This is a genomic window from Pseudomonas sp. GP01-A4 (assembly GCF_058780865.1).
The window spans coordinates 100,762-125,549 of sequence record NZ_JBYSWF010000008.1 but is presented as its reverse complement, the minus strand read 5'-3'; the positions used below and the strand labels follow the sequence as shown (position 1 = coordinate 125,549).

The 24,788-nt window shown below is 59.7% G+C and carries 29 protein-coding genes; 14 read left to right on the top strand and 15 right to left on the bottom strand.

Annotated features, from left to right (window positions below; all coding sequences use genetic code 11):
* Nucleotides 1-59: 59 nt before the first annotated feature.
* Nucleotides 60-935: a LysR family transcriptional regulator gene (locus tag AC3WKX_RS08020; protein ID WP_023658772.1), complete on the top strand. Its 876-nt coding sequence runs from the start codon at nt 60-62 to the stop codon at nt 933-935.
* Here the strand turns inward: AC3WKX_RS08020 and AC3WKX_RS08015 are convergent.
* The gene (locus AC3WKX_RS08015; RefSeq protein WP_003207349.1) at nt 920-1,834 is read right to left on the bottom strand and encodes a LysR family transcriptional regulator; all 915 of its coding nucleotides are present in this window, start codon (nt 1,832-1,834) and stop codon (nt 920-922) included. The two genes, AC3WKX_RS08020 and AC3WKX_RS08015, sit on opposite strands and share 16 nt — an antisense overlap.
* A 118-nt stretch (nt 1,835-1,952) precedes the next feature.
* On the opposite strand from AC3WKX_RS08015, the gene AC3WKX_RS08010 reads away from it, so the two are divergent.
* Complete coding sequence (locus AC3WKX_RS08010; protein ID WP_102606145.1) at nt 1,953-3,185, top strand: cation:dicarboxylate symporter family transporter; 1,233 nt, start codon at nt 1,953-1,955, stop codon at nt 3,183-3,185.
* Between the two features lie 138 nt (nt 3,186-3,323).
* On the opposite strand, the gene AC3WKX_RS08005 is transcribed toward AC3WKX_RS08010, so the two are convergent.
* The 4 genes from AC3WKX_RS08005 to AC3WKX_RS07990 all read right to left on the bottom strand — a co-directional run bounded on the left by AC3WKX_RS08005 (nt 3,324) and on the right by AC3WKX_RS07990 (nt 7,585).
* Nucleotides 3,324-4,934, bottom strand: a complete 1,611-nt coding sequence (locus AC3WKX_RS08005; RefSeq protein ID WP_003207353.1) for an argininosuccinate lyase — start codon at nt 4,932-4,934, stop codon at nt 3,324-3,326.
* A gap of 20 nt (nt 4,935-4,954) precedes the next feature.
* Nucleotides 4,955-6,202: an OprD family porin gene (locus tag AC3WKX_RS08000; protein WP_008435327.1), complete on the bottom strand. Its 1,248-nt coding sequence runs from the start codon at nt 6,200-6,202 to the stop codon at nt 4,955-4,957.
* A gap of 301 nt (nt 6,203-6,503) precedes the next feature.
* Complete coding sequence (locus AC3WKX_RS07995) at nt 6,504-6,980, bottom strand: copper chaperone PCu(A)C (protein WP_003207356.1); 477 nt, start codon at nt 6,978-6,980, stop codon at nt 6,504-6,506.
* Complete coding sequence (locus AC3WKX_RS07990; protein WP_003207358.1) at nt 6,980-7,585, bottom strand: SCO family protein; 606 nt, start codon at nt 7,583-7,585, stop codon at nt 6,980-6,982. The genes AC3WKX_RS07995 and AC3WKX_RS07990 overlap by 1 nt, the downstream gene beginning before the upstream one ends.
* A 265-nt stretch (nt 7,586-7,850) precedes the next feature.
* Between AC3WKX_RS07990 and AC3WKX_RS07985 the strand changes: the two genes are divergently transcribed.
* The 3 genes from AC3WKX_RS07985 (at nt 7,851) to AC3WKX_RS07975 (ending at nt 9,498) form a co-directional block, all read left to right on the top strand.
* A complete protein-coding gene (locus AC3WKX_RS07985; protein ID WP_102606272.1) occupies nt 7,851-8,234 on the top strand; it encodes a DUF2946 domain-containing protein in 384 nt (127 codons plus the stop codon).
* 62 nt (nt 8,235-8,296) lie between these two features.
* On the top strand, nt 8,297-8,851 hold the full coding sequence (locus tag AC3WKX_RS07980; protein ID WP_102606271.1) for a putative natural product biosynthesis protein: 555 nt from the start codon (nt 8,297-8,299) through the stop codon (nt 8,849-8,851).
* A 146-nt stretch (nt 8,852-8,997) separates the two neighbouring features.
* Nucleotides 8,998-9,498 (top strand): DUF2165 family protein, encoded by a 501-nt coding sequence (locus AC3WKX_RS07975; protein WP_102606270.1) that lies wholly within the window; start codon nt 8,998-9,000, stop codon nt 9,496-9,498.
* 117 nt (nt 9,499-9,615) lie between these two features.
* Here the strand turns inward: AC3WKX_RS07975 and AC3WKX_RS07970 are convergent, their stop codons facing one another.
* Entirely contained in the window at nt 9,616-10,272 is a 657-nt protein-coding gene (locus AC3WKX_RS07970; protein WP_102606269.1) for a helix-turn-helix transcriptional regulator, read from the bottom strand.
* 180 nt (nt 10,273-10,452) lie between these two features.
* Here AC3WKX_RS07970 and AC3WKX_RS07965 point away from each other — a divergent pair, with 180 nt between their 5' ends.
* Entirely contained in the window at nt 10,453-11,511 is a 1,059-nt protein-coding gene (locus AC3WKX_RS07965) for a PDDEXK nuclease domain-containing protein (protein WP_102606268.1), read from the top strand.
* Between the two features lie 78 nt (nt 11,512-11,589).
* Nucleotides 11,590-12,789, top strand: a complete 1,200-nt coding sequence (locus tag AC3WKX_RS07960) for a lysozyme inhibitor LprI family protein (protein WP_102606267.1) — start codon at nt 11,590-11,592, stop codon at nt 12,787-12,789.
* Nucleotides 12,790-12,793: 4 nt separating this feature from the next.
* Here AC3WKX_RS07960 and AC3WKX_RS07955 read toward each other — a convergent pair whose 3' ends face one another.
* The 3 genes from AC3WKX_RS07955 to AC3WKX_RS07945 all read right to left on the bottom strand — a co-directional run bounded on the left by AC3WKX_RS07955 (nt 12,794) and on the right by AC3WKX_RS07945 (nt 14,686).
* Nucleotides 12,794-13,114: a hypothetical protein gene (locus tag AC3WKX_RS07955; protein ID WP_102606266.1), complete on the bottom strand. Its 321-nt coding sequence runs from the start codon at nt 13,112-13,114 to the stop codon at nt 12,794-12,796.
* 347 nt (nt 13,115-13,461) lie between these two features.
* Nucleotides 13,462-13,938: a PA2171 family ribosome-binding persister protein gene (locus AC3WKX_RS07950; protein ID WP_008435010.1), complete on the bottom strand. Its 477-nt coding sequence runs from the start codon at nt 13,936-13,938 to the stop codon at nt 13,462-13,464.
* A 190-nt stretch (nt 13,939-14,128) separates the two neighbouring features.
* Nucleotides 14,129-14,686, bottom strand: a complete 558-nt coding sequence (locus AC3WKX_RS07945; RefSeq protein WP_102368860.1) for an ATP-dependent Clp protease proteolytic subunit — start codon at nt 14,684-14,686, stop codon at nt 14,129-14,131.
* 156 nt (nt 14,687-14,842) lie between these two features.
* Between AC3WKX_RS07945 and AC3WKX_RS07940 the strand changes: the two genes are divergently transcribed.
* Complete coding sequence (locus AC3WKX_RS07940) at nt 14,843-15,064, top strand: PLD nuclease N-terminal domain-containing protein (RefSeq protein ID WP_003207401.1); 222 nt, start codon at nt 14,843-14,845, stop codon at nt 15,062-15,064.
* Nucleotides 15,065-15,118: 54 nt separating this feature from the next.
* Here the strand turns inward: AC3WKX_RS07940 and AC3WKX_RS07935 are convergent, their stop codons facing one another.
* Together AC3WKX_RS07935 and AC3WKX_RS07930 are read right to left on the bottom strand one after the other, a co-directional pair.
* Nucleotides 15,119-15,679 carry a type 1 glutamine amidotransferase domain-containing protein gene (locus tag AC3WKX_RS07935; RefSeq protein ID WP_003207402.1) on the bottom strand — a complete coding sequence of 187 codons (561 nt, stop codon included), beginning with the start codon at nt 15,677-15,679 and terminating at the stop codon, nt 15,119-15,121.
* A gap of 29 nt (nt 15,680-15,708) precedes the next feature.
* Nucleotides 15,709-16,212 carry a DUF4142 domain-containing protein gene (locus AC3WKX_RS07930; RefSeq protein ID WP_003207404.1) on the bottom strand — a complete coding sequence of 168 codons (504 nt, stop codon included), beginning with the start codon at nt 16,210-16,212 and terminating at the stop codon, nt 15,709-15,711.
* 196 nt (nt 16,213-16,408) lie between these two features.
* On the opposite strand from AC3WKX_RS07930, the gene AC3WKX_RS07925 reads away from it, so the two are divergent.
* Genes AC3WKX_RS07925 through AC3WKX_RS07915 form a run of 3 tightly spaced genes read left to right on the top strand, consistent with a single transcriptional unit; the run spans nt 16,409 to nt 17,838 of the window.
* Nucleotides 16,409-16,633 carry a hypothetical protein gene (locus tag AC3WKX_RS07925; RefSeq protein ID WP_102606264.1) on the top strand — a complete coding sequence of 75 codons (225 nt, stop codon included), beginning with the start codon at nt 16,409-16,411 and terminating at the stop codon, nt 16,631-16,633.
* 15 nt (nt 16,634-16,648) lie between these two features.
* Nucleotides 16,649-17,080, top strand: a complete 432-nt coding sequence (locus AC3WKX_RS07920) for a hypothetical protein (protein ID WP_008435015.1) — start codon at nt 16,649-16,651, stop codon at nt 17,078-17,080.
* A complete protein-coding gene (locus tag AC3WKX_RS07915; RefSeq protein WP_102606263.1) occupies nt 17,080-17,838 on the top strand; it encodes a DUF72 domain-containing protein in 759 nt (252 codons plus the stop codon). The genes AC3WKX_RS07920 and AC3WKX_RS07915 overlap by 1 nt, the downstream gene beginning before the upstream one ends.
* On the opposite strand, the gene AC3WKX_RS07910 is transcribed toward AC3WKX_RS07915, so the two are convergent.
* The 3 genes from AC3WKX_RS07910 to AC3WKX_RS07900 form a co-directional block, all read right to left on the bottom strand.
* Nucleotides 17,796-18,584: a DeoR/GlpR family DNA-binding transcription regulator gene (locus AC3WKX_RS07910; protein WP_003207411.1), complete on the bottom strand. Its 789-nt coding sequence runs from the start codon at nt 18,582-18,584 to the stop codon at nt 17,796-17,798. The genes AC3WKX_RS07915 and AC3WKX_RS07910 overlap by 43 nt on opposite strands.
* 398 nt (nt 18,585-18,982) lie before the next feature.
* A complete protein-coding gene (locus AC3WKX_RS07905; protein ID WP_102606262.1) occupies nt 18,983-19,924 on the bottom strand; it encodes an alpha/beta hydrolase in 942 nt (313 codons plus the stop codon).
* Between the two features lie 98 nt (nt 19,925-20,022).
* Complete coding sequence (locus AC3WKX_RS07900; protein WP_102606261.1) at nt 20,023-20,910, bottom strand: LysR family transcriptional regulator; 888 nt, start codon at nt 20,908-20,910, stop codon at nt 20,023-20,025.
* A 131-nt stretch (nt 20,911-21,041) separates the two neighbouring features.
* Between AC3WKX_RS07900 and AC3WKX_RS07895 the strand changes: the two genes are divergently transcribed.
* Nucleotides 21,042-21,887 carry an SDR family NAD(P)-dependent oxidoreductase gene (locus tag AC3WKX_RS07895; RefSeq protein ID WP_102606260.1) on the top strand — a complete coding sequence of 282 codons (846 nt, stop codon included), beginning with the start codon at nt 21,042-21,044 and terminating at the stop codon, nt 21,885-21,887.
* Between the two features lie 3 nt (nt 21,888-21,890).
* On the opposite strand, the gene AC3WKX_RS07890 is transcribed toward AC3WKX_RS07895, so the two are convergent.
* Complete coding sequence (locus tag AC3WKX_RS07890) at nt 21,891-22,646, bottom strand: DeoR/GlpR family DNA-binding transcription regulator (protein ID WP_102606259.1); 756 nt, start codon at nt 22,644-22,646, stop codon at nt 21,891-21,893.
* A gap of 82 nt (nt 22,647-22,728) precedes the next feature.
* Between AC3WKX_RS07890 and nudK the strand changes: the two genes are divergently transcribed.
* Both nudK and AC3WKX_RS07880 read left to right on the top strand, forming a co-directional pair.
* Entirely contained in the window at nt 22,729-23,316 is a 588-nt protein-coding gene (nudK, locus tag AC3WKX_RS07885) for a GDP-mannose pyrophosphatase NudK (protein ID WP_102606258.1), read from the top strand.
* Nucleotides 23,316-24,518 (top strand): lipase family protein, encoded by a 1,203-nt coding sequence (locus AC3WKX_RS07880; RefSeq protein WP_173883053.1) that lies wholly within the window; start codon nt 23,316-23,318, stop codon nt 24,516-24,518. The genes nudK and AC3WKX_RS07880 overlap by 1 nt, the downstream gene beginning before the upstream one ends.
* Nucleotides 24,519-24,788 lie beyond the last annotated feature (270 nt).

The following is a 24,788-nucleotide window of genomic DNA, read 5'->3' as shown; positions in this document are numbered from 1 at the left end:
TAGTCATGCTCAAGCTATCGAGGTAGGGTGATAGCTGTTGATTCAGAGTTAACCCAAACATGATATCTGACGCGTTTGAACCCTATCTGCTACGAACCTTTATCTCGGTATGCCAGCACGGCAGCCTGAGTGGCGCAGCCCAGCAGGCGGGCAGGGCGCAATCGGCCCTAAGCGCACAAATCCGCCGGCTTGAGGAGTTGCTAGGCCAGCGGCTGTTGCGCAGAACAGGTCGGGGCGTGGTGCCCACTACCGAAGGCGAACTGCTGCTCACCTACGCGACGCGCATTCTGGCCTTGGGCGAGACGGTAGCAGCGCGCCTGAAAGAGCGCACGGTGATGGGCAATGTGCGCGTCGGGCTCTCGGAAGACGTGGCGGTATCGGCGTTGCCGGCAGCGCTCGGCCGGCTGCGGCGCGCCTGCCCGCATGTACACCTGGAGGTCGTTGTTGATCACGGCGACGCACTCGCCGAACGTTGGAATGACGGCGAGCTGGACGTGGCCATTGGCGTCAGCTCATCGTTCAACGCCGACCCTGTGCACGCCTGGAACGTCGAGCTGTACTGGGTGTGCGCGATTGATGAAGAAATCGATGCGGCGCTGCCGCTGGATGTCATCGTGTATGCCGAACCCTGTGCCTGGCGGCGCTTGATGTTTGATGCCTTGCTGAACGCCGGGCGGGATTTTCGGGTCACGGTGACCAGCCCGAACATTGGCGTAATCACCGCAGCGGTGGAGGGCGGATTGGGTGTGGCCTTGCTGCCGGCGGAGAATATTCGGCCGGAGACGATGCGCATCATTTCCCTGGCTGAAAGCGATGGGCCTATTTTGAGTGTCAACTACGGCCTGTACGCCGTTCCACGGCAAAGCGACAGCATCCGCGCGGCAGTGGAACTGCTCACCGAGAGTTTTCACGCGATGACTCAACCCTTGCGATAAACCCCCGCCAACTCCCGCGCCAGCCCAATGAAATTCTGCAACGGCGTCGACGGATTGAACGCGCGCCGCACCAGGGTGATCGGTGCCAGCAACCTTGGCCGTGCATCGCTGATCCGGCAGTACACCACGCTTTCGCGATGCACGTCGCGCATCGACGCCGGCACCACCGAGATGCCTTCGCCGGCTGCCACCAGGCTGACGTTGGTCAGCATGCGCTCCACTTCAAAGGCAATCTTCGGCTCGAAGCCGGCGTTCTGGCAGGCCTTGATCAGGTTGGCGTACATCCCCGGCGCGCCGGGGCGGCGGACCAGGATGAAGCGTTCGTCCTTGAGGTCGGCCATGGTGATTTTTGGCTCGGCGCCCTTGAGCAGCGCATGCCCGACGGGCAGGGTCAGCAGCATTTCTTCGTTGAGCAATCGGTGGAACGTGAGGCTCTGGTGGTCGCCCACCGGTGCGCGGAGGATGCCGATGTCGATGCGTTTTTCGATGGTGTCTTCGGTGACTTCCCGGGCGCTGCCTTCGTTGATCGAGAGCTCCACGCCCGGGTATTGCTCGCGGTAGGCGCGGATGATTCGCGGGATCAGCGGGTGGGCGGCGGCGGAACTGGTGAAGGCAATGACCAACGTGCCTTCGATACCCTGGGCAGCGCGAGCCGCCTTGAGGGAACCTTGCTCGACGCGGGCGAGGATCACTCGGGCTTCATCGAGAAACACCAGCCCGCCGGCAGTCAGGTCGACGCCCTTGGGGTGTCGCTTGAACAGGTCGAATCCCAGCTCTTGTTCGAGGGCACGTATCTGTTGGCTGAGGGGCGGCTGCTGCATGTTCAGGCGAGCGGCAGCGCGGGTGAAATGTCGCTCTTCGGCCACCATGATGAAATAACGTAAATGGCGAAGTTCCATGGTGGTATATCCCGTGACAAGACTTTATTATTTGTGGCCTGAATGCGCCTTGGCGACCAATATGCCGAAAGTGGCCTGATCCGACAATAACAATAAATAAAAAGACCATGGAGCATTGATGCCAACCCGACTTGCCAATAATGCTACCTTGCCTATTTTGATTGCCATTGCACTCGGCATGGTAGTAGGGTTGTTTTATCCGGGCGTGGCAATCGAGATGAAGCTGCTCAGTGACGCCTTTATAAAAGTGGTCGGGTTACTGATGCCATTTCTGTTGTTTGTGCTGGTGTCGACCGGTGTCGCAGGTATCAAGCGCGAGCCCCACCATCGGCATGTAGTGGGGCGGATCGTGGTGTATTTCCAGCTGATGTCCCTTGCTGCATTGGTGTTGGGAATGTCGACGGGGTGGTTGTTCAGCCTGGATCATACGGCAGTGGCCAACCTGGATTTTGATCATCTGACACCGCCTGCCGCGCCCGAAACGCTGCTGCACGAGCTGTCGATGACCTCGATTTCGTCCAGTCTTTACAAGGTTTTCACCCAAAGCCTGGTGCTCCAGGTGATGCTGGTGGCGGTGCTGTGCGGCCTGCTGCTGGGGCGTGGCGGCCAGGTCGCAAACCGCTGCCTCGGTTGGCTGGAAGCGGCGGTCGCCGGGTTGTTCTGGTTGCTGCGGTTTATCCTGAAGTTCGCACCGCTGGCGGCGTTTGGGGCGATGGCATTTGTGGTGGGAAAGTACGGTTTAAGTTCGGTGCTGCCGCTCTTGAAGTTCATTGTTGTTATTTACCTGGTTTGCGCGGTGTTCGTCATTCTAGTGTTCGCCACGATTACCCGCCTGCTCGGCGTTAAATTGAGTAGGCTAATTGCTTACTTGAAAGAAGAGTTGTTGTTGGTGACGTTCACCGGCTCTTCAGTAGCCGCACTTCCAGGTTGCGTCAGCAAACTTGAGGCGCTGGGCTGTGATCGCCAATTAGTGCGCCTGGTGTTGACCACCGGGTATACGTTCAACTTGGCCGGTACCAATCTTTACCTGACCACTGCCATTATGTTCCTGGCGCACCTCGCCGGGGTGGAGATTGCCGTGCCCGAGTTGCTGGCGGTGCTGGTGATCTGCCTGTTTACCTCGCTGGGGTCTACCAGTGTCGCGGGCTCGGCGCTGTTTACCCTGATTGCTACCTTGAACATCCTGCAACTGGTGCCACTGGAAGGGGTGGGTTTGTTGTTGGGAGTGGAACGGCTGATGAAGTGTCGGTCGTTGACCAATGTGCTGGGCAATTGCGTGGCGTGCCTGGCGATATGCGGGTGGCAGAAGTCGATTGACCATGAGGTGTTGAAGCGGGAGCTGAGTCACTGAGCCGAACATGCTTTCCAGACCCAAACGCGGTCAAATGTGGGAGCGGGCTTGCTCGCGAATGCGGTGGGTCAGCCAATAAATCTGCTAACTGATACACCGCCTTCGCGAGCAAGCCCGCTCCCACATTCAGATCGCATTTCAGCCCTTGGCGTTGAGCAACTTGTCGAAGGCCTTGTCCAGGTTGCCTTCAGCACCTTTCAGCTTCTCACGACGCTCCTTCAACCAACTCTGGTCCGCGTCGAGATTCTTGCGCGCTTCCACCAGCATCCGCTTGACCTCTTCCGGCTGCGGCCCACCCGTACCCTTGCGAGTCTTGACCATCGTGGTCGGCGACAGTGCAGCCCGGAAACCGGCCTCATCCAGCGGCAACGTATTCGGCGTCCATTTGTATTTGTCCGCGGCCTGGGTGTACAGCTTCTGCGCGTCCGCATACGCGAAGGTCTTCGGCGTGGTGCCATTGCTGCGCGCCTCGGTGACGATCAACGAGGCGAAGCTGTGGCCAATGCGGAACGGCACCTTGAACTGACGCTCCAGGGTGTCGGCCAACTCCATGGACGTGGTCCATTCCGACTCCAGCTCATCCAGCGCTCGCTGCGGGTTGATCTGCAGCGCATCCAGCACGGCATCCATGCTTTTGAACATGTCATCGGTGGACTGGAACAGCCCCAATGAATCGAACGCAAACTTGTAGTCGGTCATGCCGGTGGTGACGTTATGCGCGCGCAAGGTCACGGTTTGCGCCAGGCCCACCACGTCCGAGGCCGATTCCCGAGTGCGCATCAACAACCCCGGGTTGCGTTTTTGCGGCATCGCACTGCTGGTGTAGGTGGACTCTTCGTCCAGCAGCAACCAGGGGCGGATCTGATGGTACTGGGTATGGATATCGCCAATCATCGCGCCGATGCGGATCGCCGAAGACGCCGCGAGGTTGGCCGCCTCGATCGGGATGTCGTAGGTCGACACCTGGCTCGAATCCAGGGAGTTTTCCCGCACGCCGTCGAACCCCAGCAACTCGGCCAGGCGTTCGCGGTTCAGCGGGTAAGCGGAGTTCGCCAGTACCGCGGTGCCCATCGGGCTCAGGTTGAGGCGAGTGTAGAGTTCACGGATGCGTTGGCCGTCGCGATCAAATGCGGCTTCGAACGCCAGCAGGTAGTGCGCATAGCTGATGGGCATGGCCTGCACGCCGTTGGTGTAGGCGGGCACCAGGGTGTCGATGTTCTTGTCGGCGATGTTCAGGATACGTTGGCGGGTGGCGTTCAGTGCCTCGCTGTAGGCCAGCACCTGGGAGCGCAGTTTGGCCAGGCGGTAGGTGGCGAGCATGTCCTGGCGGCTGCGGCCGGAGTGGATCAGCGACGCTTCCGGACCGATCTTGTCGGTCATGATTTTTTCCAGTTGCAGCACGTCTTCCGGGCGCTTGCCATCGGGCTGGTCGGCCTGGTCGATGGCAAAGCGCACGCCGCCGGCGATCTTGTGGCCCATGTCCGGCTTGACGATGCCTTCTTCGGTGAGCATCACGATCGAGGCTTTGTTGATGCGGTTCAACCAGGCGAACTGGGTTTGGGTCGGGTCGCCCTTGGCCTTGTGGGCGCTTTGCGAGGAGCCCGGCGTGGCGCCGACTTTGGCCGCCTGGGCGGCGCACTCTTCGGTGGTTTTGCAGGGCAACGCGCCGGTGTCGGCGGCGTAGGCGCCGTAACTGCTGAACAGGGCAAAGGCGACGGCCAGGTGGATCAGGCTTTTTCTGCTATTCATGTGCAACGCTCCGGGAAAAATCACAGCAAGGGCAGGGTGTAGCTGACGATAAAGCGGTTCTGGTCGATATCGCTGCCGCTGCCATTGCTGCGATACGTGCCATTGCGCCATTTCACTTCAAGGTTCTTCAGGGCACCGCTCTGGAACACGTAGCCGATATCGGTGTTGCGCTCCCACTCGGTACCTTCCAGGGTTCGGGTACGCACGAAGTTGTCACCCTTGAGGTAGCGGGTCATGAAGGTCAGGCCGGGGATGCCGAGGGCGGCGAAGTCATAGTCGTAGCGGGCCTGCCAGGACTTTTCCTCGGGGTTGGCGAAGTCCGGCGAGATCATCACGTAGTTGACGAGGTAGGAGTCGGTACCGTCCAGGTGGGGGAAGCCGGTGGTGCCTTTCATGCGCTGGTAGGCGGCGCCGAACGAGTGGCCGTGGAGGCTGTAGGTGAACTTGGCACCGAAGGCCTGGTTGTCGATGTTGCTGTTGCCTTCTTTGCTGGAGTCGGCGTAACGCAGGTCGGTCTTGAACGACTGCGCGTCACCCAGTGGCAGGGTATGGACCAGGTTGAAGATGTGTTGCTTGTAGTTGTTCTCGAGGTTGGCGTAGTGGTAGCCGGTGACCAGGGTTTTGGTCCAGCTGTAGCTGGCACTGGCGAAGTCGAATTTATCGCTGGGCACGGCACCCTTGATGCCTTTGCCGTCGACTTCGATGTCTGCATGGCCGCTGTCGTTACGCAGGGTGTTGCTGGTCAGGCGCCCGGCATCGAAGGTCAGGCCGGCGATGTCCTGGCTGGTCAATTGAGTGCCGCGAAAGGTCTGGGGCAGCAGCCGGCCATCGTTGGGCAGTACGGTCGGCAGCTTGGGGATCAGCGTGCCGAATTTGAGCACGCTTTTGGAGATCCGCGCCTTGGCGGTGGCGCCCATTCGACTGTAGCTGTCCGGTGCGCCATCCTCGCCCACGGGAAGCAGGCCGGTGTTTTGGCGGTCGGGGCTTGAGTCCAGTTTCAAACCCTGCAGGCCAATGGCATCGAGGCCAAAGCCCACCAGGCCTTCGGTGTAACCCGACTGGTAATTGAGGATCAGCCCTTGGGCCCACTCATCGCGTTTGGACTGGCTCGCGTTGGGCTGGCGGTAATCGCTGTTGAAGTAGAAGTTGCGAAATTCGAGGTCGGCCTTGCTGTCTTTGAAAAAGTCAGCTTCGGCAAAGGTTGGGAAGGCGAGGGTCAAACCGAGGGTGGCCGAAGTCAAGCCCAGGGTAATGGGGGATTTGTTCATTGTTATTCCCGTTGTCTGCTGCTTATTTTTAGAATTATCTGGCCGGACGGCGACAGGGAGACGCGTCCGGCTTGCGCAGGCTAACGAGTTGTATTGCAGATTGAAAATATATAGAAAGTGTTGATGCGAGACGAAAAAAGTATGAAGCGGACGCCCGATTTTTCAGGCACTGAAGGGCCAATGTGGGAGCGGGCTTGCTCGCGAAAGCGGTGGATCAGTCAATACATCCGGTGACTGTCACACCGCATTCGCGAGCAAGCCCGCTCCCACACAAGCCCGCTCCCACATTTTGATCTGCGCTTTAGTGCATCTTGCTGTGATCCATGGTTTCCGTTGCATTCAACGCACGGGCTTGGGCTTTCACTTCGATCGACTGCTTTTCACCCTTGGCATTTTCCACGGTGACGGTCAGCGGCACCTGGTCGCCTTCCTTGATCTGGGCGGTGAGGTCGATCAGCATCACGTGATAGCCATCCGGGTCGAGCTTGACCGCCTTGCCCGCGGGCAATGGCACCGAATCCACCGGGCCCATGCGCATCACGTCGTCCTTCATGGTCATCTCATGGATCTGCACGGTCTTGGCGACCGGCGACGCCACGCTGAGCAGTTTGCTGTCGCTGTCGGCGGTAACGGTCATGAACGCGCCGCTGGACGGCTGGCCCGGTACCGAAGCGCGTACCCAGGCGTCGGTGACCACTGCCTGTGCACTGGCGTGGGCGGCGAGGCCCAGCAGGGAGAGACCGAGGGCGAAGCGCTTGAGGTGTTGAACGGCAGTCATTAGCAGACCTCCATGACGGTGAGCAGGTCTTCTGCGCACTCTTTGGCGTTAAGCGAGGCAGACAAGCCCAGGCGCAGGGTGCCCCGGGTGTCGAACACAAAGCTGGTGGCGGTGTGGGAGAGGGTGTAGCTGTCGCCGGCGGGGATCTTTTCATAAAAGATTCCGAATTCCTTGGCGGCCACGGCGATTTCTTCCGGGGTGCCGTACAGCGCCTGGAAGCTGGGGTCGAAGGCCTTGACGTAGGCGTCGAGTATCTTGGGCGTGTCGCGTTCCGGATCCAGGGTGATAAACACCACCTGCATGATCTTGCCGTCGCGGCCCATCAGTTTTTTCGCCTGGGCCATGCGCGCCAGTGTGGTCGGGCACACGGCCGGGCACTGGGTGAAGCCGAAGAACACCACCGGCATCAAGCCACGGAAAGAGCTCAAGGTGACGGTCTCGCCGTCGGTGTTCTTGAGCTTGAAGGTACGGCCCATGATCTTGTCGCTCAGATCCTTGCCGTACTTGAAGTTCAGTTTCGGGCTGTTGTCACAGCCGGCCAGCAGGCCCAGGCCCAGCAATCCCATGCCGGAGAGGACTTTGCGGCGGGTGAATAACGTACTCATCAACTGTGCATCCTGTGAAGCGCCTGGGTACCACGAAGCGTTAAATCAGGCGAGGAGAGCGTGGCATTCTAACAACCCGGGCCTCTGGGCGTAATCTGCGACGTTCTGTCACAGGCCCTGCCGGGCAAGACCAAATGTGGGAGCTGTCGAGCTTGAGCGAGGCTGCGAAGGGATCGGCTCGGTATTCTTGCAAGACCGTGGCGCCTGCATCGCAGCCTCGCTAAAGCTCGACAGCTCCTACAGGGGGAATGGTAAAGTCGCCGCCATGAAACTCTCCCGCCCGGACCGTTCACTCATTGCCTGGACCCTGTATTTTTGCGTCCTGTTCAATGTGTTCGTCTGCGGTTTGGGCCATGGGCAGATGATGGGGCTTGAGCTCAATGGCCTGGGCGGTCAGTTCTGTTCAAGCCTGGGCACCAAGGCGCCGGCCTCGGATACCGGCCTGGGCAATCCGACGGCCAGCAGCTGGTCGAACTTCTTCGCCTGCCCGGTGTGCTCCGCGGTGACCCTGGGCATCGTCTTCCTGTTTTGCCTGGCCTGGCTGTTGGGCCTGGGGCAAAAGCCGCGCCCGGCCCATGAGCGGCGCAACAAGGCCCCTCCACGGTATTCCTGGCCCTCGGCCAACCCTCGCGCTTCCCCTGCATTCTGACGTGTGCCCCGGGCTTCCTGATACCAGGAGGCGTTCTATCGTCACGAGTGTGAGTGCGTTCCATGAGCTCTATCCTGCCTTCCGGCGCTGCCCGTCTGGTCAGCAAGGCGTCGCGCCGTCCGTCCCGCAGCGACGTGTTGCTACCGTCTGTCGAATACCCGAGTAACGCCCGCTGTTTCGTCCACCTGGATGCACGGTTGCTGCCGTACTGGCACACCTTGTTCGACATCTGCCCCGGTTTGCTCAAGCTCGACCCGCCGGAGGGCTTAAACCTGTTTCGCAGCTTCATGACCTGGGCTTACCGCAACCGTCCCTCCCTGGACTGGACCTACCATGTAAACGTGTGCCGTTGGCTGCTCGGTTCGGTGTATCGCACGCAGATCGATGAAGAGCCCATCGAAGCATTCATGACGGCGGCTGTGGCCCGTTGGGTCAGCGATGACACCAGCCAGGCCCGGGGCCTGGTCCTGGCCTGGCAAGGTTCATCCCTGCAAGTGGTGGACTGGAAGCAGGGCAGCGGCGTACCGCTGCAGAACTTGCCGCCGCTGCCCGGAGATTTCGCCTGGTGCGCGCTGGATAGCCAGGGAAGGTTCAGCGGGTGGTTGCCGGTGCCTTGAGGTTCCGCTCGATCCACTGGGCAACAACGGTTACCGGATCTAAAAGTTTGCCTTGTGTAAGTTAAAGCGCTCACCGTATTATCCAAGTGTATTCTTGGTTATATGCCAAGAGCCTGATTTGCCCTACAGCAGACAAGGAGGTTTGGATGAGCGTCGAGCTATGGTTGCCGGGAGTTACCGCAGGGCTGTTCCTTATCACTCAGGCCCTGGGTTTGAGTGTCTGGCTGACCCTCGCCGTGGTCAACAACTTGCAGGCATTTCGCAGCTCGGTCGGTGCGGTGGGCGCGACCATGGCCATGGCGCCACTGCACCAGGCTCCGGCCATCGACATACCCCTGTTAAGGCGCGCTGTGCGTTCCCACCACCTGCATCAATTGGCACTGCTGATTGTGTTGGCGCTGCAGGTGATCGCGGCAGTGGCGGCATGGACCGGCAGCTACCAGTTGGTCCTCGGTGATGGCCTCTCGGCCGCGCGGCCATGGCTCAATCTCGCCCTCAGCGGCTTCTCGGCTTTCGTTTTCGCGATGCTGCTGGGTGGCTTGTGGTTTGGCTACTGGATTCGCCAGGAGGGCTTGCAACTGACGCACTTGGTGCTGGCGATCTGGGCGCTGTTGGCGTTCGCTCTGTTCAACCTGCAATGGGCCTGACTTCGGCCTGAGGCTGCGATGGACTGCGCAGCAATGGTGAGTCCTGAACCGTTGGTGTATCCGGGACACTGCGGCGCTGGAATTACGGTTGCTGCGCAGCCCATCGCAGCCTCTTTCTTACGGGTGGCGGGGCTGGATGCTGTAGGCGCAGCGTCGATCCCCAGAGATCAAATGCTCGCAGCGTTCCACCACATTCTCATCGCCCAGCGCAGCCTGGAAAATCTGCAACTCCGAGCGGCAGAAACCCTGGCATTTGCGGGCGGCCACGCAGATCGGGCAGTGGTTTTCCACCAGTAGCCAGCCTTCGTCCAGCGGCTCCATCTGCGCCATGTACCCGGCGCGCTCACGAATCTGCACCAGGATCGCGACTTTCTCCTGCAAGCTCGATGCGGCGGAGCAGGCCTGGATGTATTCGTGCTTGGCGGTCGCCTCCATGCTGGCGATGACTTTTTCCACGCCTTCACTGCCAAAAATCCCTTCGATGGACTCGATCAGGTGCAAGGTCAGTACGCTGTGGGAATCGGGGAATTTGCTTTGGGCGGTTTCGGTCAATGTCCACTTCAACGAGGGCCGGCCGGCACCCGAGATGGGGGCCGATACTCCGACGATCAGCTGCGCGACCTGCAACTTCTGGATTTGCTGGCGGGCGGCTTCGGAGGTGATGTCCAGCAGCGCAGCCAGGTCCGTGGTTTTCAGTGGGCCACGGGTCTTGAGCAGGAACAGGATGCGGTCCCCGGTGGATGCCTGGCTGTCGTCGGTGGGTGTGGCGTTCATAGATCGGGAATAACCATGGAAGTGACCGGCTCATTTGACCACAGCACGCATGTTGAGGCACCCCTTGATGCGCCTGAAGGTACGGTTCCAGTTGATTTGTATCGAAAGCATTCTGCTGGCCCATTACGCATTTTTCCCTCGCTACTATCGGCCGCCTGCCCAACCCACGAGGGAAAAGGAATGAGTGAGACCCCCGATAGCCTGAACACACCACCCGAGGGATACAGCGACTGGCTGACTGATCTCAAGAGTCGAATCCACTGCGCCCAGCAACGTGCCACCCTGGCGGTAAACCGCGAGTTGGTGTTGCTGTATTGGCAAATCGGCCAGGATATTCTGACCCGGCAGGCACGGCAGGGCTGGGGGACCAAGGTGATTGAGCGGCTGGCGCAGGATTTGCGTTCAGCGTTTCCGGAGATGAAAGGTTTTTCGCCGCGTAACCTGAAGTACATGCGTGCATTTGCGGAGGCGTGGCCGGACTCCGAATTTGTGCAACAGGCTGCTGCACAATTGCCCTGGGGCCATAACCTGGTGTTGCTGGACAGGCTGCCCGGGCCCGAAACCCGTCGCTGGTACATTGCCCAGGCCATCGAGCACAACTGGTCGCGCAACATCCTGGTGATGCAAATCGAGGGTCGCTTGCTGGAGCGCAGCGGCAATGCGGTCAGCAACTTCGAGGGGCTGCTACCCAAGGCGCAATCCGACCTGGCTCGCGAATCGCTTAAGGATCCTTACCGTTTCGACTTCCTGGGCCTGTCCCTTGACGCGCAGGAACGTGAAATCGAAAACGCCCTGGTCAAACATGTCACCGATTTTCTCCTGGAGCTGGGCGCCGGTTTTGCCTTCGTGGGTCGGCAGGTGTTGCTGGACGTGGGAGGCGAGGAGTTTTTCGTCGACCTGCTGTTTTATCACCTCAAGCTGAGGTGCTACGTGGTGATCGAACTCAAGGCCGGCAAATTCAAACCCGACCATCTGGGGCAGCTGGGCTTTTACCTCGCGGCGGTAGATGCCCAGCTCAAGCACCCACAGGACAGCCCCACCATCGGCCTGCTGCTGTGCAAGAGCAAGAACGAAGTAGTGGCCGAATACGCCCTGCGTGACAGTTCGCGCCCCATTGGTGTTGCCGAGTATCAACTGGTGGAATCACTGCCTGCAGAGCTGCAAACCAGCCTGCCGAGCATCGAACAGATTGAGCGTGAGCTGGCAAGTGATCGCCCTTCCATGGCGAGTGCTTCGTAGGACAGTGCCGACAGACTGGACATTGGCAATCGCGTCGGCACAATAAGCGCCTTGAAAGGAACTCACCCTAGGAAAGCCATGGCCCGCCGTATTCATTCTGCCTATCCAATGTTGTTGCTCACTGGCGTGCTGATGGGCGCGGGGATGCCTGCCAATGGCGCGTCCTTTGATTGTAAAAAGGCCTCCACCACGGTGGAAAAGGCCATTTGCACCAGTCCCGAACTAAGCGAACTCGACAGTACGCTGGGGGTGTATTACAGCCAGGCGATGGCCAAGCTGGCACCCGAGCAGCGCGACGAATTGCGCCGTGGCCAGCGCGCCTGGCTGCAGACTCGCAACGCATGTACCAGTGAACCGGAACAACTGCCCGGCTGCCTGCAATCCCAACTGAGCCAGAGAGTGGTCGAGGTGGGTACGATCACCCACAAGGACACGGCAGCCGTTGACGCAATCATCGCCAGTATTCCCTACCATCCGGCACAAGCGGCAGAAGGGCTCAGGCGGTATCCGATGAACGACCTGGCTGCTGCCTGGCTGGTCTACCTGCAGCGTTTTGAGCCTGACAGTGGCGTGACGGAGAATGAGGCCGAGGAGAATCGCAAGCAGGTTCTCGTAGCACTCAAGGAAGACAGTTTTCCCTGGTCGATCTGGCAGGACCTGCAGAATGATCCTGCTGTCAGCCGTGACCGGGTGATGTTGACCTTGCTGCGCATGATGATCGAGCGCCAACAGTATGAGATGTACGCCGACCAACGCCCGTATGTGCACTGTTTCGTTTTCAGCCGGCAGGGTGAGGTCGCGTATGAGTCGTTCGGGTCGTTGTACGGCTCCACCCGCGACAGCTTTGCGCCGATTTGTGCCCCTCAGGGTGATCTGTTTGCACAGCCGGCCTGGAAGCGGCTGGACGATTCGTTTACCGAGCCTTTGTCCACTGCATCGCAGAACGAAGGCACCATCCGCTTTGCCAGCTACGCCGACTGGAACACGCTTTCCCTCAAGGCCACCGCGTCGCCTCGGCTGTTTCTCCATCCAGGCGCCGCAGGCAAGACCCAGGATCCTGAATTAACGCTGCGCAACTGGGGCGCTGATAAACAATGGCCCGCCAAGCAACGCCAGCAGGCGCTGGCGGCCATTGAACCGGCGCGCCAAGTCACGAGCGAATGGTTGCAGCGCGAGCGGGGCTTCTCTGCTGTTGATGCCCGGCAAGCGTCCCGGGAAATCGTTCGGCAGTGGTTGAACTTGCGCCTGGACTTTATCGGTGGCCCAAGCGAGCTCTAATTTCTCAACTTCCCGATGCAGGAACGGTTTTCTTGCCGCTCTTGTTGGCGGGATGCTGGGTCGAGGTGCCTTTGTGGCGGATGCTCTTCACGCTTTTTGACGGCGCGGGTGCTTTGGTTTCAGCGCCCTTGTTGCCGCTGCTATCGGCCCCTGAAGGGCTGCTGGGATAGGTGCCGGGTGGCAGCGCCGAACCGGGTGGGCTGTTGCCGCTCAAGGCGGGTGCCTCGGGGGCGGTGTTGTCGCCGAAGGCTGCGTAGGCGGGGGCATACAGAACGAGCGTCAAGCTGGCGGCGAGTACGATCCTTTGGGAAATGCTGGTCTTCATGACTCAATCCCTCTTGGCGATTGGGACCGAAGCCCGGACCACATCCGGGCTTCGGCGACGCCTCAATCAAGACTTCTTGGAGCCTGGGGCGTGGCCATGAGCCCCGCCTTTTTTGCCCGCTTCAGAAGCCTTTGCGCGGTCATTGGCGACATTGCCGCCTGAACCCTGGCCGCCGCTTTTACGCGTGGTTTCTTGCTGATCCTTGTGACCAGCGCCTGAGGTGGTTTTTCCACTGTTAGCCATTTTCAAAACCCTCAATGATGAGCGAATCAATGGTGTTGCCTAATTGGGAATCCGCCAGCCAAATCAAAGTTTGAAAAAGTTTCCAGCCATGCGACGAATGGACATCACGCCGCCATTGGCTTGGCCCCAGGCGCCTTCTTGTGCGCGGCTTTCATCGCTTCCATCTCTGCTCCAAGCTCTTCGAGCAATGCCTTGCCCAGCAGCTTCCTGGCCTGCGGGAACATCTCGCTTTCTTCTTCCTCGATGTGGTGTTCCAACAGTTCCTTGACCACTTTGACTCGCCCGGAAAACTCGGTCGTGGAGGGTGAGGTCTGCTTCAGGTCTGGCAGTACGAGGGAGTCGACGGTGCGGTGTTCTTCCTTGGCTTCGTGGTACATGATTTCCTGATCCTTGCCCCCAGCCTTGCGAAAAGCCGGATAGAGGATTTCTTCCTCAAGGCGGGTGTGAAGGCTGATTTCCATTTCCAGTTTCGCCAGTAGCTCGGTGCGCTTTTTGACGCCGCGTTCAGTAGACTCACTCAGCTGGTTCAGGATGGCTTTGACGCGTTCGTGGTCGGCCTTGAGAAGATCAATGGCATTCATGGGTGACACCTCACGGGTAGCGAAAGGGCGGGTCGAATTGCCCGCCTGTGCAGACCTCTACAGCATGAGTTGTACCAAGTTGAACAAAATATTTATCTGCTTATAAAATAATAGGTTATGTGCGATAAAAAGCGGCTCTGGTCGTGCAGGTTGCACGGTCGAGTGGTGGCTTGCATGCATTAAACAATGCCTAGCCGCCGCTGACTTTCCAGTGCTTGATGTCGTCGGCAAACACGATCTGCTCGACCTCATGGGCAATCCCGTAGGCCAGTGACTCGTGGGCGGCGATGACTTTTTCCTCGGCCGAGAGGCACTTGAAAATATCCAGGTGGGTTTCGGCGCTGGCGGTTTCCAGTTCGTAGATTTTCACGTAGCGCGCCAGGTCGTTGTCCAGGCTCGACAGGTATTCCCGCAGGCGCTGGTGGTCTACCGAGTTCTGGTTGAAATACCAGTTCATCGGATGGATCAGGAAGCGCGAGTGTGGCGTGGTGATCCGGCGGTTTGCCGCCAGGAACATGATGATGCCCATGGACTCGATATTGCCCGCATTGATCGCACACAGCGGCACCGGCAGGGACTTGAGGAAGGTGTAGAGGGTAAAACCGAAATTGGTGCTGCCGCCGGTGGTCGACAGGTTCAACAGCAACGAACTGGCGCCTTGCTCGATGGCGTCCAGGCAGCAATCCCGAAAGCGCTCGGTGGTGCCCTGATCGATCTGGCAGTGAAAGTGGATGATGTGCTCGGTCATCCCGGGCCTCCGAGGGGTAAAAGGTAGTGTCCATTTGAGTCTAGAAGGTTACGGCCCGTGTGCCGCAACCGTCGGGCGAGAGCCATCCGTTGCAATTTTAATGAACCCTCGGGCGCGTTGCTTGACCTAACGCATACGACCTCAGGAGGATGAATCATGCAAATCGAATATGTCTGGATTGGCTTGGCGGTGATTCTGGTGCTGCTGGAACTGTGGGCGATCAACAGCGTTCTGCGCAGTGGCAGTGGCTGGGAGACCAAGGGGTTATGGCTGGTGGTACTGATCTTCATGCCGCTGTTGGGGCTGATCCTCTGGGCGCTGTTTGGACCCAAGGGTGTGAACCGGGCGACACATGCCACTGAGCATGGCAAAGGCTAAGACAGAATCGAAAAAAAACAGGCGCCCGAGGGCGCCTGTTTGCATTGGCGGGCGTCAAGCCGCCAGTGTCTTGGCAATGGCCTCATTGAACGCCGGCAAGTCGTCGGGCGTGCGCGAGGTAATCAGGGTCCAGCCATTGGCCGGGCATTCCTTCACCTGCGTATCCACCCAGTTTGCTGCGCCGGCATTGACCAAGTCAGTGCGCACGCTTTTGTAGGAGGTGAGGGTCTTGCCGCCGATCACGCCGGCATCAATCAGGGCCCAAGGGCCATGGCAGATGGCGGCTACGGTTTTCCCGGCCTTGACGAAGTCATTGATCAGCCGCAGTGCATCGGCGTCCTGGCGCAGGGTGTCGGCATTGACGGTGCCCCCGGGGATGACCAGTGCATCGAAGTCACTGCCGTGCAGGTCCGAGAGCTTGGCGTCGGACTCTACCGTCCTGTCTTTCTCGGTGTCCTTGAGAAAGGTCTGGGTGCTGCCACCTTTGCTGGAGCCGTGGGTCACCGTGGCGCCGAAACCACGCAGGGCTTCCAGCGGCTTGAGCAACTCGTCGCGCTCGATACCGGTGTTGGAGGTGATGATCAGAATCTTCTTGCCGTGCAGTTGCGAACTCATGGTCGAGTGTCTCCTGAGTGGGTCAATGGTTAATTGGCGTGCTGGGACTGCAACTCCTTGGCCATCTTCAGATGGGTTTCGAGAGTCGGCAGGGTCTTCTCGGCAAAAGCCTTCAGTTCGGCGTTATCCGAGGAGGCGGCTTCTTTTTTGAACAGGGCCACGGTGTCTTCGTGGGCCTTTACCTGGTTGTCGGCGTAAGCCTTGTCAAAGGACTCTTCACGGATTTCCAGGATCATTTTCTTGGCCTTGTCGGTGAGGCTGGCATCGTCGGGCACCTTGATGTCGAGCTTCGTCGCCAGGGCCGTCAGCTCCTGGTTGGCCTTGGTGTGGTCGGTGATCATGTGCTGGGCAAACGCCTTGATATCAGCGGCACCGCTCTTTTCCAGCGCCAGTTTGCCGGCTTCTACTTCGGTGATGCCGCCCTGGGCTGCGGCGTCAACGAAGTCATTGGAAGTGGCGGCCATGGCCACACCCATCGAGCCCGCGGCCAGCGCGAAGGTCAGTCCCATTTGTTTCATCAGCAAGTGCTTCATGATGCTTCTCCTGAAGAGTGGCGCGATGCCGTTACCTGACTGTTGAGGGGGGGCAGCGCAAAAGGTTTAAATTAATTTGCCCCATTTTTCGGCGCGTACACCCGAGGCAATTTCCTTGAACTATCGAAAAGCCTTGGGCTCTGCTGCATAACGGCTCCGCGCTGGAGCCTGACCTTTGAACCGCAGGAGAATCCCCATGGGCACTGAAAAAACCGCCGACAAAACCCCTGATGCGATCAGCTCTGAACAGGCGCAGAAAGGTCGCCAGGCTGCCGACCAGGACAGCTCTTTACAGCGTCCCAATCCCAAGACAGAAACCATCGATAAGGTGATCACGCCGACGTCCATCAAGGACACACAACGGCAAACCGAGCATATCAACGAGCAAGCCGCCAAGGCCGAGCGCAAGCTGGGTCGGTGAAGAACGGAGGCAGTCATGGGGCGATCCATCAGCGCCGGGGAACTGGGTATTGAGCTCAAGCCCGGTGATGACAACGCACTGTTCAAGTGGTTTGTCGCCAGCTTCCTGATGGGCAAGCGCATTCAGGCGCAGATCGCGGCGCAGGCCTATCAGGTGATTGTGGTGAAGCATGGCCGGGACACCCCGCGCAAACTGCAACACTGCACCTCTCGCGAACTGGTGGCCATGCTTGGTGAGGCGCATTACGTGCGTTACGACGAAAGCACCGCGCAACGCCTGCTCGACCTCAGCAGCAAGTTGAATGCGGAGTACGCGGGCAAGATCAGCCATATCCACGATGCCAGTGCCGACCGTGGGGAGTTTGAAAAACGCTTGAATGCGTTCGAGGGCGTCGGGCCGAAGACGGTGGAGATTTTCATGAGGGATGCGGCGTCGGTGTTGTTCTGATGCCGATTTTTCTCGGTTGTGCCGGTTGGAGCCTGCCTCGTGAGCAATGGCCACGGTTTCCCCGGCAGGGCACTCATCTGCAACGTTATGCCGCGTGCTTGAATGCGGTTGAAATCAACAGCTCCTTCTACCGTCCCCATCGCCCGCAGACCTACGCACGATGGGCGCAGTCAGTGCCGTCGGGCTTTGGTTTTTCGGTCAAGCTGCCACGGCACATCACCCATGAATTACGTCTGCGTGACTGCGATACGGCATTGGATGAGTTCCTTGCACAGTGCCTGCAATTGGGCGACCGCCTGGGCTGCCTGCTGGTGCAATTGCCGCCTTCTTTAAGCTACGACCCGATCATTGCCGGCGGCTTTTTCACAGCCTTGCGTCAACGCTTCGCTGGCCCTGTGGTGCTTGAGCCGCGGCACGCCAGCTGGGTGCAGGCCGACAGGCTTTTGCAGGATTACCAGATAGGACGGGTCGCCGCCGACCCACCGGTGATCGCTGATGGGGATGTACCGAAAGGCTGGCAAGGCGTGCGTTATTGGCGCCTGCATGGTTCGCCGCGTATCTATCACAGCGCTTACGAAACCGAGCGTTTGTGCGCGCTGGCCGAGGTATTGAGAGCCTCCCTGGAGGAGGGCATTCCGACCTGGTGTATTTTCGATAATACGGCCAGCGGTCATGCGCTGGTCGATGCGCTTGCCCTTCAAGCGATGCTTGCCCCTCAGGCATCCACTTGCATCACCTCCAGCCCCAGGCATTCATAAGCCTCGACGCTGCCCGGCGGCACGTGCCACTCGGTAATCAGGGTATGAATGCGGCTGCACGGTGCCACTACGAATGGCTCCACGGCGCCCAGCTTGTCGGCCAGGGTGACGGCCACCACGTGGGAGGCGCTGTCGAGCATAGCCTGTTTCACCGCCACTTCCTCGAAGTGCAACGAGCTGATACCGACCTGTGGATGCAGTGCGCACACACCCGTGAACAGCAGGTCGGCCTTGATGCCCTGGATCAGCCGCAATGCTTCATGCCCGCTGGCGGCCATGGTCACCGGGTTGAGTTGGCCACCGGCAAGGATCACCGTCACATTGGGATGTTCGGACAACGCGATGGCAATCATCGGTGAGTGCGTGACGGCGGTCAGCTTGATGGAATGCGGTAGTGACTGGGCGATTTGCAGCGTGGTGGTACCGGAGTCGAACAGCACGATCTGGCCGTCCTCCACGCGATCGGCGGCGAGTTGCGCCAGGTGGCGTTTGGTCGCGGTGGTTTCGCCAAACCGGGTGAAGAAATCCTTGCCGGTGTCCTTGGGCCGTGGCAGCGCACCTCCATGCACGCGTTGCAGCAGACCGGCGGAGGCCAGTTCGCCAAGGTCGCGGCGAATGGTGTCCTGGGAAACGGCGAAATGCTCCACCAACTCCGAGGCAGTGACTTTACCGTCGCGCTCCAGCAGCAACAGGATTTTCTGTTTGCGCAGGGAGGGCAGGTCGATGGCAGCATGGGTGTTATGCATGTTTTTGCTCGTTGATGCGTGTTTATGCGAGATTAATCAGCATTAGGCGCAAACGCAATGGGTTGGGGTGTCGGTGATGCCCTGCCGAGTGAGCTGAGCACCATGGAAAAACCACACCCGGTCCGGTACCGAACCCCATGTTTCGATTCGCGAAGTGATGCAGGAGATTTTGCTGCCGCCAAGCTTTCCAACAGGGCATTACTGAGCAAAAAAATCGTAAAAAAGTAAAAAGAGTTGTCCACGAAAACCGTGGGTATCTCTGTGGATAACTTCGCTTGAGCCCGGCGGGTATGGCGATTTAACCTGCGGTTAATATTTGATCAGTCACTGTTTATGGCCAGTATGGGCAGGCTTTGCGCCTTGACAGGCACCGGCGAAACCGGTGCCGAAATGCATATTTACGAGTCGTTCGGGCGCCCGCTGGAGGGCCCGGCAACCTGAGTGGCGCGCTTCGATTGCATCAGGCTGTCCAACGCCTGGCGATAACTGCTGCCGGCCAGTCGCATGCTGTCGTTATGAGTGGCACCGGGTACCAGCAACAGGTGTTTCGGCTGTTGGGCGGCGTCAAACAGTTGCTGGCTGAACCGCGGTGGCACGAAGGCATCGGCGAGCCCGTGAACCACCAGCAGCGGCATGTGGATATCAGCGATCTTGTCAATGGAATCGAACTTCTGCGACAGCAGCCAGCGCACCGGCAATGACGTATTGGCTACTGCTGTGGCCACATCTGCCAGGGAGGTAAAGGTGGACTCGATGACCAGTCCGCGCACTGGCGGCGGCACCTGATTGTTCGCTGCCTGCTTGCCCAGTTCCACCGCGAGGTCGATGGCCACCGCGCCACCCAGGGAGTGCCCGTAGATGAGGCGCTTGGCAGGATCGGGTTGCAGCACCTGGAAGCGTTCCCAGGCAATGCGCGCGTCTTCGTACACGCTGGTTTCCGACGGCAGGTCGCCTCGACTCTGGCCGAAGCCGCGGTAGTCGATGGCCAGTACGGAAAAGCCCAGGGCCCGCAGCTGTTCGATGCGAAACAGTTGGCCAGTGAGGTTCCAGCGCACGCCGTGCAGGTAGAGAATTGCCGGCGCGTCCTTCTGTGCCGCTGGCCACCACCAGCCATGAATATTCTGCCCTGCCTTGAAACTCGCGGGTTTCAGGTCGAATTCCTGCACATCACGCGGCAACCCGCTGTACCAGCTGGCAGTGCCTGGCTCCACGCGAAACAGCAACTCGCGTTCCTTGTGTTGCAGCACGGCGCAACCCACGGGCAGGCCGATGATCAGGGCGGCCATGCACAGCAGGGGAAACCAGCGCAGGCCGAGACGGGACAGAAAACGTGAAGACATGAAGGTTCCAGGACACAGGCGAAGCACGGGTTTTAACAGATGCCCTGGCCGCGCAGGAAATATTCAGACGGTCGTCACCGGACATTGCTTGCAAAGTATTACATCGCCTCGTCCAGCAGAGAAAAGAAGTGCCCGGCCAAGGGGGAAGAATTGCTGGTGTTCCAGTTTAGATAGAGCCCGATGCTGGAGGACGCGGCGGTGAGGGGCACAAACGCCACTTTGTCACGGGGCATCGAACGGGCAATGGACTGCGGCACCAGCGCCACACCAAACCCGCACGCCACCAGGCCAATCAGGGTGGGTAATTGATCGGCTTCCTGGACCACCCTTGGAGAGAAGCCCGCGGCCTCGCATAAAGCGATCAACTGGTGGTGATAGCCACTGCCCAATGCCTGGGGCGTGAACACAAAATCGGCGCCGGCAAAGTCCTTCAGCTCGATAGCGACGTCATCCGCATTCGGATGGTCTGCGGGCAGCGCCAGCAGGATCGGTTCATCCAGCAGCAGCCGGGATTCGATGTTATCTGCCTGGCCTGGCAGGTAGCGCAAAAAAGCGATATCGGTATCACCACTCAACAAGGCCTTGGCCTGGTTGGCAGAGGGCATTTCCTTGATCACCAACTGAACCCTGGGGAACGCCAGGCGAAACTGCCTGAGGGTATCCAGCAACCACGGATAGCCGGTGATCGACACCGAGGTGATGGTGAGTGTGCCGGCGGTTCCCTGGGACACCTGCCGGGCTTGCTCAATGCCTTGCTGCAATTGCCCGAGGACGGTGTAGGCCGTCTGAAGAAACGCCGCCCCGGCTGGCAGCAGCTTCACGCCACGACGGTCACGCTGCAGCAGGGCAAACCCCAACTTTGCCTCCAGGCGATTGATCGCCTGGCTCAACGCTGGCTGCGCCATATGCAGGCGCTCCGCGGCCTGGTGAAAGTGCAGCGCTTCGGCAACGGCAACGAACTGGCGCAACAGGCGGGTTTCGATCATCTGGGCTGTTCCTTCAGGTAGATGGCGGTGTGGGGCTTGATACGGCGCAGGTATCAATATCGCTGTTTTTCAGTATTAAACAGGACGGCCACGGGTTGTTAGGGTGGAGTGCCTATCAGGAGAACGCGACGATGGACTTTACAGGTAAAACCGCAATCGTGACCGGTGCCGCCCGTGGCTTGGGGTTCAGCTATGCGCGTGAGTTGGCGCGACTCGGCGCGCAGGTGGTAATCAGTGATGTCGGTGCCGACACCCTCGGCGATGGGGCTGATCCCCAGGTGGTACAGGCGGCCGCGCTGGCGCTGCAGGGTGAAGGCCAGCGGGTGGTTGGCCACGCGGGTGACCTGTCCGGCGAAGCGGGGTGTCGAGCGCTGATCGAGTGCGCCATCACGCATTTCGGGCAGCTCGATATCCTGATCCACAATGCTGGCTGGGTCGGCTATCAGCCCATCGAGGCCGCCGACGAGGCTTTCATCCGGCGGGCCATGGACGTCAATGTCTATGCACCGATCTGGCTGTGCAAACACGCGTGGCAGCACCTCACGCGATCTGCCGCACCCCGCATTGTGCTGACCACCTCCGACCGTGCGATGTATACGCGCTACGTCCAGCCGGGCCTGGCGGCCTACAGCGCGGGGAAGATGGCGCAACTGGGGATCATGAATGCCTTGAGCGGGGAAGGGGCGGAGGCCGGGATCCTGGTCAATGCCATCTCACCCGTGGCCAAGACCCGCATGTGGGGCGTGACCGGCGAGCCGAACAACCTCAAGCCGGAATGGGTCACGCCTGGGGTGATCTTCCTGGCTTCGGCAGCGTGCCAGGACAGCGGCTATATCCTGCGTGCCAGCAACGGTCAGTTCACCGCCACGCGGTTCGCTGAAAATCCGGGGGTCGAGTATCCGGTTGACCTGGCGCGGGTCAACGCCTCGGACGCTGCGCAAGTCGCCGCGTTATGGCAAGCCATCAAGGACTGTTGACGGTCACGCCAGGTAAAGCGTCAGGCCCTGAGCTTCGTAGGGTTGCAGCAGGGCACGCGGCGTACTGGCCAATGCGACGATCGCGCTGACGTGTGCCAGCTCCACCACCTGGTAGGGCGACGCGGTGTTGAGCTTTTCCGAGGTGGCCAGCACGATGGTTTCTGCGGCCGCGTGACACAACGCGCGCTTGACCACTGCCTCTTCATAATCGCCGGTAGACAGGCCGGCATTCGGGTGCACGCTGCACACCCCCATGAAATACAGGTCGGCATTGACCCGGCCGATGGCCTCCAGCGTGGCCGCCCCCACCCCCACCAGTGAGTGGCGAAACAGCCGCCCGCCGAGCATGATCACTTCAATCTGCGGATGATCCACCAGGGCCATGGCAATCGACGGACTGTGGGTGACCACGGTGGCATTCAGGTCCGCCGGCAAGTGATGGGCCAGTTGCAGGCACGTGGTACCGCCATCGATAAACACCACCTGGCCGGGCTGCACAAGTTGCGCAGCCGTCCGGCCAATGGCGATTTTTTCCTCGGGTACCAAGTGTTCCCGAACCGAAAAATCAGCCATCGCGGGGGATGCCGGCAAGGCGCCGCCGTGCACCCGCAGCAGCAAACCTTCCTTGGCCATTTCCCGCAGGTCACGCCGAATAGTGTCCTCGGAAACCTCCAGTGCCTGGCTCAACTCCTTGGCAATCAGCCGGCCGTCGCGGTGCAGCGTATCCAGCAGGTGTTGTTTACGTTGTTGGGTCAGCATCGGAAGCTTCCTGCACGTTTTTTCTTGACTGTGCACGATTTTGCACGACATGCTGAATAACACAAGACAAAAAGGTCCTGCCATGGAAAACAGTCCCGTCTGCATCCACGCCGAAGAACTGCTCTCGGATAATTGGTATGTGCTGAAAAAGTACACCTTTGACCTGCGCCGCCGCGACGGCAGTTGGCAGTCCCAGACCCGGGAGATCTATGACCGGGGCAATGGCGCGACGATCCTGCTGTACAACCGCGAGCGGCGCACGGTGTTGCTGATTCGCCAGTTCCGCATGCCTACCTACGTTAACGGCTACCACGGTTACCTGATCGAGTCTGCCGCCGGCCTGCTGGACAACGCCAGCCCCGAGGAACGCATTCGCCTGGAGGCGGAAGAAGAGACGGGCTACCGTGTGGGCCATGTAGAAAAGATCTATTCGGCCTTCATGAGCCCGGGCTCGGTGACCGAGCGCATTCACTTTTTCATCGGCGAATATCAGCCTGGCGACCGAGTCAGTGATGGCGGCGGGCTGGAGGATGAAGGTGAGGATATCGAAGTGCTGGAGTTGGGATTCGAGGAGGCCCTGGCCATGGTGGACAGTGCCGAGATCGTCGACGGCAAGACCATCATGTTGTTGCAGTACCTTGAATTGCGGATGTTGAAAGAGGGCTGGTGATGTCGCGTCGGTTATCGCTTGCGCTGGCGGTATTGCTGGCGGGATGCAGTGGTGTGAGCGCTGCGCAAACACCCGTCGGTGATGGTGGTGTTCCCGCGTTCTATACCTGGGCGGACAAGGTGCCCGCGTCACCCGGGCGGATGCTGCGCAGCGAGCCGTTGACCGAAAAGCAAAGCCTGGCCGAGGCGGGGCAGAATATTCGCATCCTGTACACGTCCACCGACGGTCTCGATACCCATAAACGGATTGTCGTTTCCGGTGCGCTGTTCCTGCCCAAGGGCACACCGCCGCCGGGTGGCTGGCCCCTGATGGCGTGGGCCCACGGCACGGTGGGGAGTGCCGATATCTGCGCGCCGTCGTTCGCCGGTCGCAGCCCTCGGGATACGCGCTATCTCAATTATTGGCTGGCTCAGGGCTACGCGATTGTCGCTACCGATTACCAGGGGCTTGGGACGCCTGGCCTGCATCCGTATGGGCTGACCAGTCCGCTGGCCTATGGGGTGCTCGACAGCATTCGCGCGGTAGGGGCGGGTGGTTTCGAACTCTCCAAACGTGTGGTGGTGTTCGGGCAGTCACAGGGTGGCCGTGCTGCGTTTGCCACGGCGGTCTATGCGAAAGACTATGCGCCCGAGTTGGATATCGTGGGGGTGGTGGCGACCGGTACGCCTTACGCGGCCACCCATAAAACGGGAGACAGTGCCGAGTTGGAAAAGGCCCGCAGTTCGGTGGTGCCGACCTTTGCCTATAACTTGCTGCGGCTGAGTACTGTCACGTTGTTTGATCCTGGGTTTGTGGCTGCGGATTACTTGAGCGAGCGTGCAGTGCCTGCGTTTGAGAGCAGCCGGCGGGATTGTTTGCATGCCATTGAGCAGCGGGTGATGGCTGATGGGCTCAGCTTCAATGACAGTTTCAAGCGGTCGCCGAAAGAGGCGCTCGACAAGGTTTATCGTGAGTCGGCGTATCCGACGTTGAAGACGGATATTCCGGTTTTTGTCGGTACGGGGGGGCGGGATCAGGATGTGTTTGTGCCTGGGCAAAAGGCGCTGGTCAGGGATGCGTGCAAGGTCGGGGACCGGATTGAATGGCATTTTTATCCTGAGCTGGATCACTCCGCTACGGTCAATGGTTCGCTCGTGGACTCGACGCCGTTTGTGCGTAAGGCGTTTGCGGGGGAGGTGATTGGTGGGAATTGTGGGGGGTAGCTTTTTGGGGAGGTATATCCGTTATTCAGGTAACGGCGACTTATGGTTTCGCTCTTACAGCGAGTCACTTTGCAAAAGCCGGAATGCCGGCCCAGCCCAAAGTAAGTAAAGGGAGCTGCCTCCGCCGCTTTATGTGGGAGCGGGCTTGCTCGCGAAAAACCTGAGAGCGCCACGTTGAATCAGGATACCCACGTCATCGTTTACGACCTTCGCGAGCAAGCCCGCTCCCACATTTGGACCGTGTCCGCCTTTGATTTTGCGGTTGCTTCA

What these genes read in the sequence shown, in the direction of transcription:
- AC3WKX_RS08020 (WP_023658772.1), top strand. Translation starts at nt 60, where the DNA reads ATGATATCTGACGCGTTTGAACCCTATCTGCTACGAACCTTTATCTCG.
- AC3WKX_RS08015 (WP_003207349.1), bottom strand. Translation starts at nt 1,834, where the DNA reads ATGGAACTTCGCCATTTACGTTATTTCATCATGGTGGCCGAAGAGCGA.
- AC3WKX_RS08010 (WP_102606145.1), top strand. Translation starts at nt 1,953, where the DNA reads ATGCCAACCCGACTTGCCAATAATGCTACCTTGCCTATTTTGATTGCC.
- AC3WKX_RS08005 (WP_003207353.1), bottom strand. Translation starts at nt 4,934, where the DNA reads ATGAATAGCAGAAAAAGCCTGATCCACCTGGCCGTCGCCTTTGCCCTG.
- AC3WKX_RS08000 (WP_008435327.1), bottom strand. Translation starts at nt 6,202, where the DNA reads ATGAACAAATCCCCCATTACCCTGGGCTTGACTTCGGCCACCCTCGGT.
- AC3WKX_RS07995 (WP_003207356.1), bottom strand. Translation starts at nt 6,980, where the DNA reads ATGACTGCCGTTCAACACCTCAAGCGCTTCGCCCTCGGTCTCTCCCTG.
- AC3WKX_RS07990 (WP_003207358.1), bottom strand. Translation starts at nt 7,585, where the DNA reads ATGAGTACGTTATTCACCCGCCGCAAAGTCCTCTCCGGCATGGGATTG.
- AC3WKX_RS07985 (WP_102606272.1), top strand. Translation starts at nt 7,851, where the DNA reads ATGAAACTCTCCCGCCCGGACCGTTCACTCATTGCCTGGACCCTGTAT.
- AC3WKX_RS07980 (WP_102606271.1), top strand. Translation starts at nt 8,297, where the DNA reads ATGAGCTCTATCCTGCCTTCCGGCGCTGCCCGTCTGGTCAGCAAGGCG.
- AC3WKX_RS07975 (WP_102606270.1), top strand. Translation starts at nt 8,998, where the DNA reads ATGAGCGTCGAGCTATGGTTGCCGGGAGTTACCGCAGGGCTGTTCCTT.
- AC3WKX_RS07970 (WP_102606269.1), bottom strand. Translation starts at nt 10,272, where the DNA reads ATGAACGCCACACCCACCGACGACAGCCAGGCATCCACCGGGGACCGC.
- AC3WKX_RS07965 (WP_102606268.1), top strand. Translation starts at nt 10,453, where the DNA reads ATGAGTGAGACCCCCGATAGCCTGAACACACCACCCGAGGGATACAGC.
- AC3WKX_RS07960 (WP_102606267.1), top strand. Translation starts at nt 11,590, where the DNA reads ATGGCCCGCCGTATTCATTCTGCCTATCCAATGTTGTTGCTCACTGGC.
- AC3WKX_RS07955 (WP_102606266.1), bottom strand. Translation starts at nt 13,114, where the DNA reads ATGAAGACCAGCATTTCCCAAAGGATCGTACTCGCCGCCAGCTTGACG.
- AC3WKX_RS07950 (WP_008435010.1), bottom strand. Translation starts at nt 13,938, where the DNA reads ATGAATGCCATTGATCTTCTCAAGGCCGACCACGAACGCGTCAAAGCC.
- AC3WKX_RS07945 (WP_102368860.1), bottom strand. Translation starts at nt 14,686, where the DNA reads ATGACCGAGCACATCATCCACTTTCACTGCCAGATCGATCAGGGCACC.
- AC3WKX_RS07940 (WP_003207401.1), top strand. Translation starts at nt 14,843, where the DNA reads ATGCAAATCGAATATGTCTGGATTGGCTTGGCGGTGATTCTGGTGCTG.
- AC3WKX_RS07935 (WP_003207402.1), bottom strand. Translation starts at nt 15,679, where the DNA reads ATGAGTTCGCAACTGCACGGCAAGAAGATTCTGATCATCACCTCCAAC.
- AC3WKX_RS07930 (WP_003207404.1), bottom strand. Translation starts at nt 16,212, where the DNA reads ATGAAGCACTTGCTGATGAAACAAATGGGACTGACCTTCGCGCTGGCC.
- AC3WKX_RS07925 (WP_102606264.1), top strand. Translation starts at nt 16,409, where the DNA reads ATGGGCACTGAAAAAACCGCCGACAAAACCCCTGATGCGATCAGCTCT.
- AC3WKX_RS07920 (WP_008435015.1), top strand. Translation starts at nt 16,649, where the DNA reads ATGGGGCGATCCATCAGCGCCGGGGAACTGGGTATTGAGCTCAAGCCC.
- AC3WKX_RS07915 (WP_102606263.1), top strand. Translation starts at nt 17,080, where the DNA reads ATGCCGATTTTTCTCGGTTGTGCCGGTTGGAGCCTGCCTCGTGAGCAA.
- AC3WKX_RS07910 (WP_003207411.1), bottom strand. Translation starts at nt 18,584, where the DNA reads ATGCATAACACCCATGCTGCCATCGACCTGCCCTCCCTGCGCAAACAG.
- AC3WKX_RS07905 (WP_102606262.1), bottom strand. Translation starts at nt 19,924, where the DNA reads ATGTCTTCACGTTTTCTGTCCCGTCTCGGCCTGCGCTGGTTTCCCCTG.
- AC3WKX_RS07900 (WP_102606261.1), bottom strand. Translation starts at nt 20,910, where the DNA reads ATGATCGAAACCCGCCTGTTGCGCCAGTTCGTTGCCGTTGCCGAAGCG.
- AC3WKX_RS07895 (WP_102606260.1), top strand. Translation starts at nt 21,042, where the DNA reads ATGGACTTTACAGGTAAAACCGCAATCGTGACCGGTGCCGCCCGTGGC.
- AC3WKX_RS07890 (WP_102606259.1), bottom strand. Translation starts at nt 22,646, where the DNA reads ATGCTGACCCAACAACGTAAACAACACCTGCTGGATACGCTGCACCGC.
- nudK (WP_102606258.1), top strand. Translation starts at nt 22,729, where the DNA reads ATGGAAAACAGTCCCGTCTGCATCCACGCCGAAGAACTGCTCTCGGAT.
- AC3WKX_RS07880 (WP_173883053.1), top strand. Translation starts at nt 23,316, where the DNA reads ATGTCGCGTCGGTTATCGCTTGCGCTGGCGGTATTGCTGGCGGGATGC.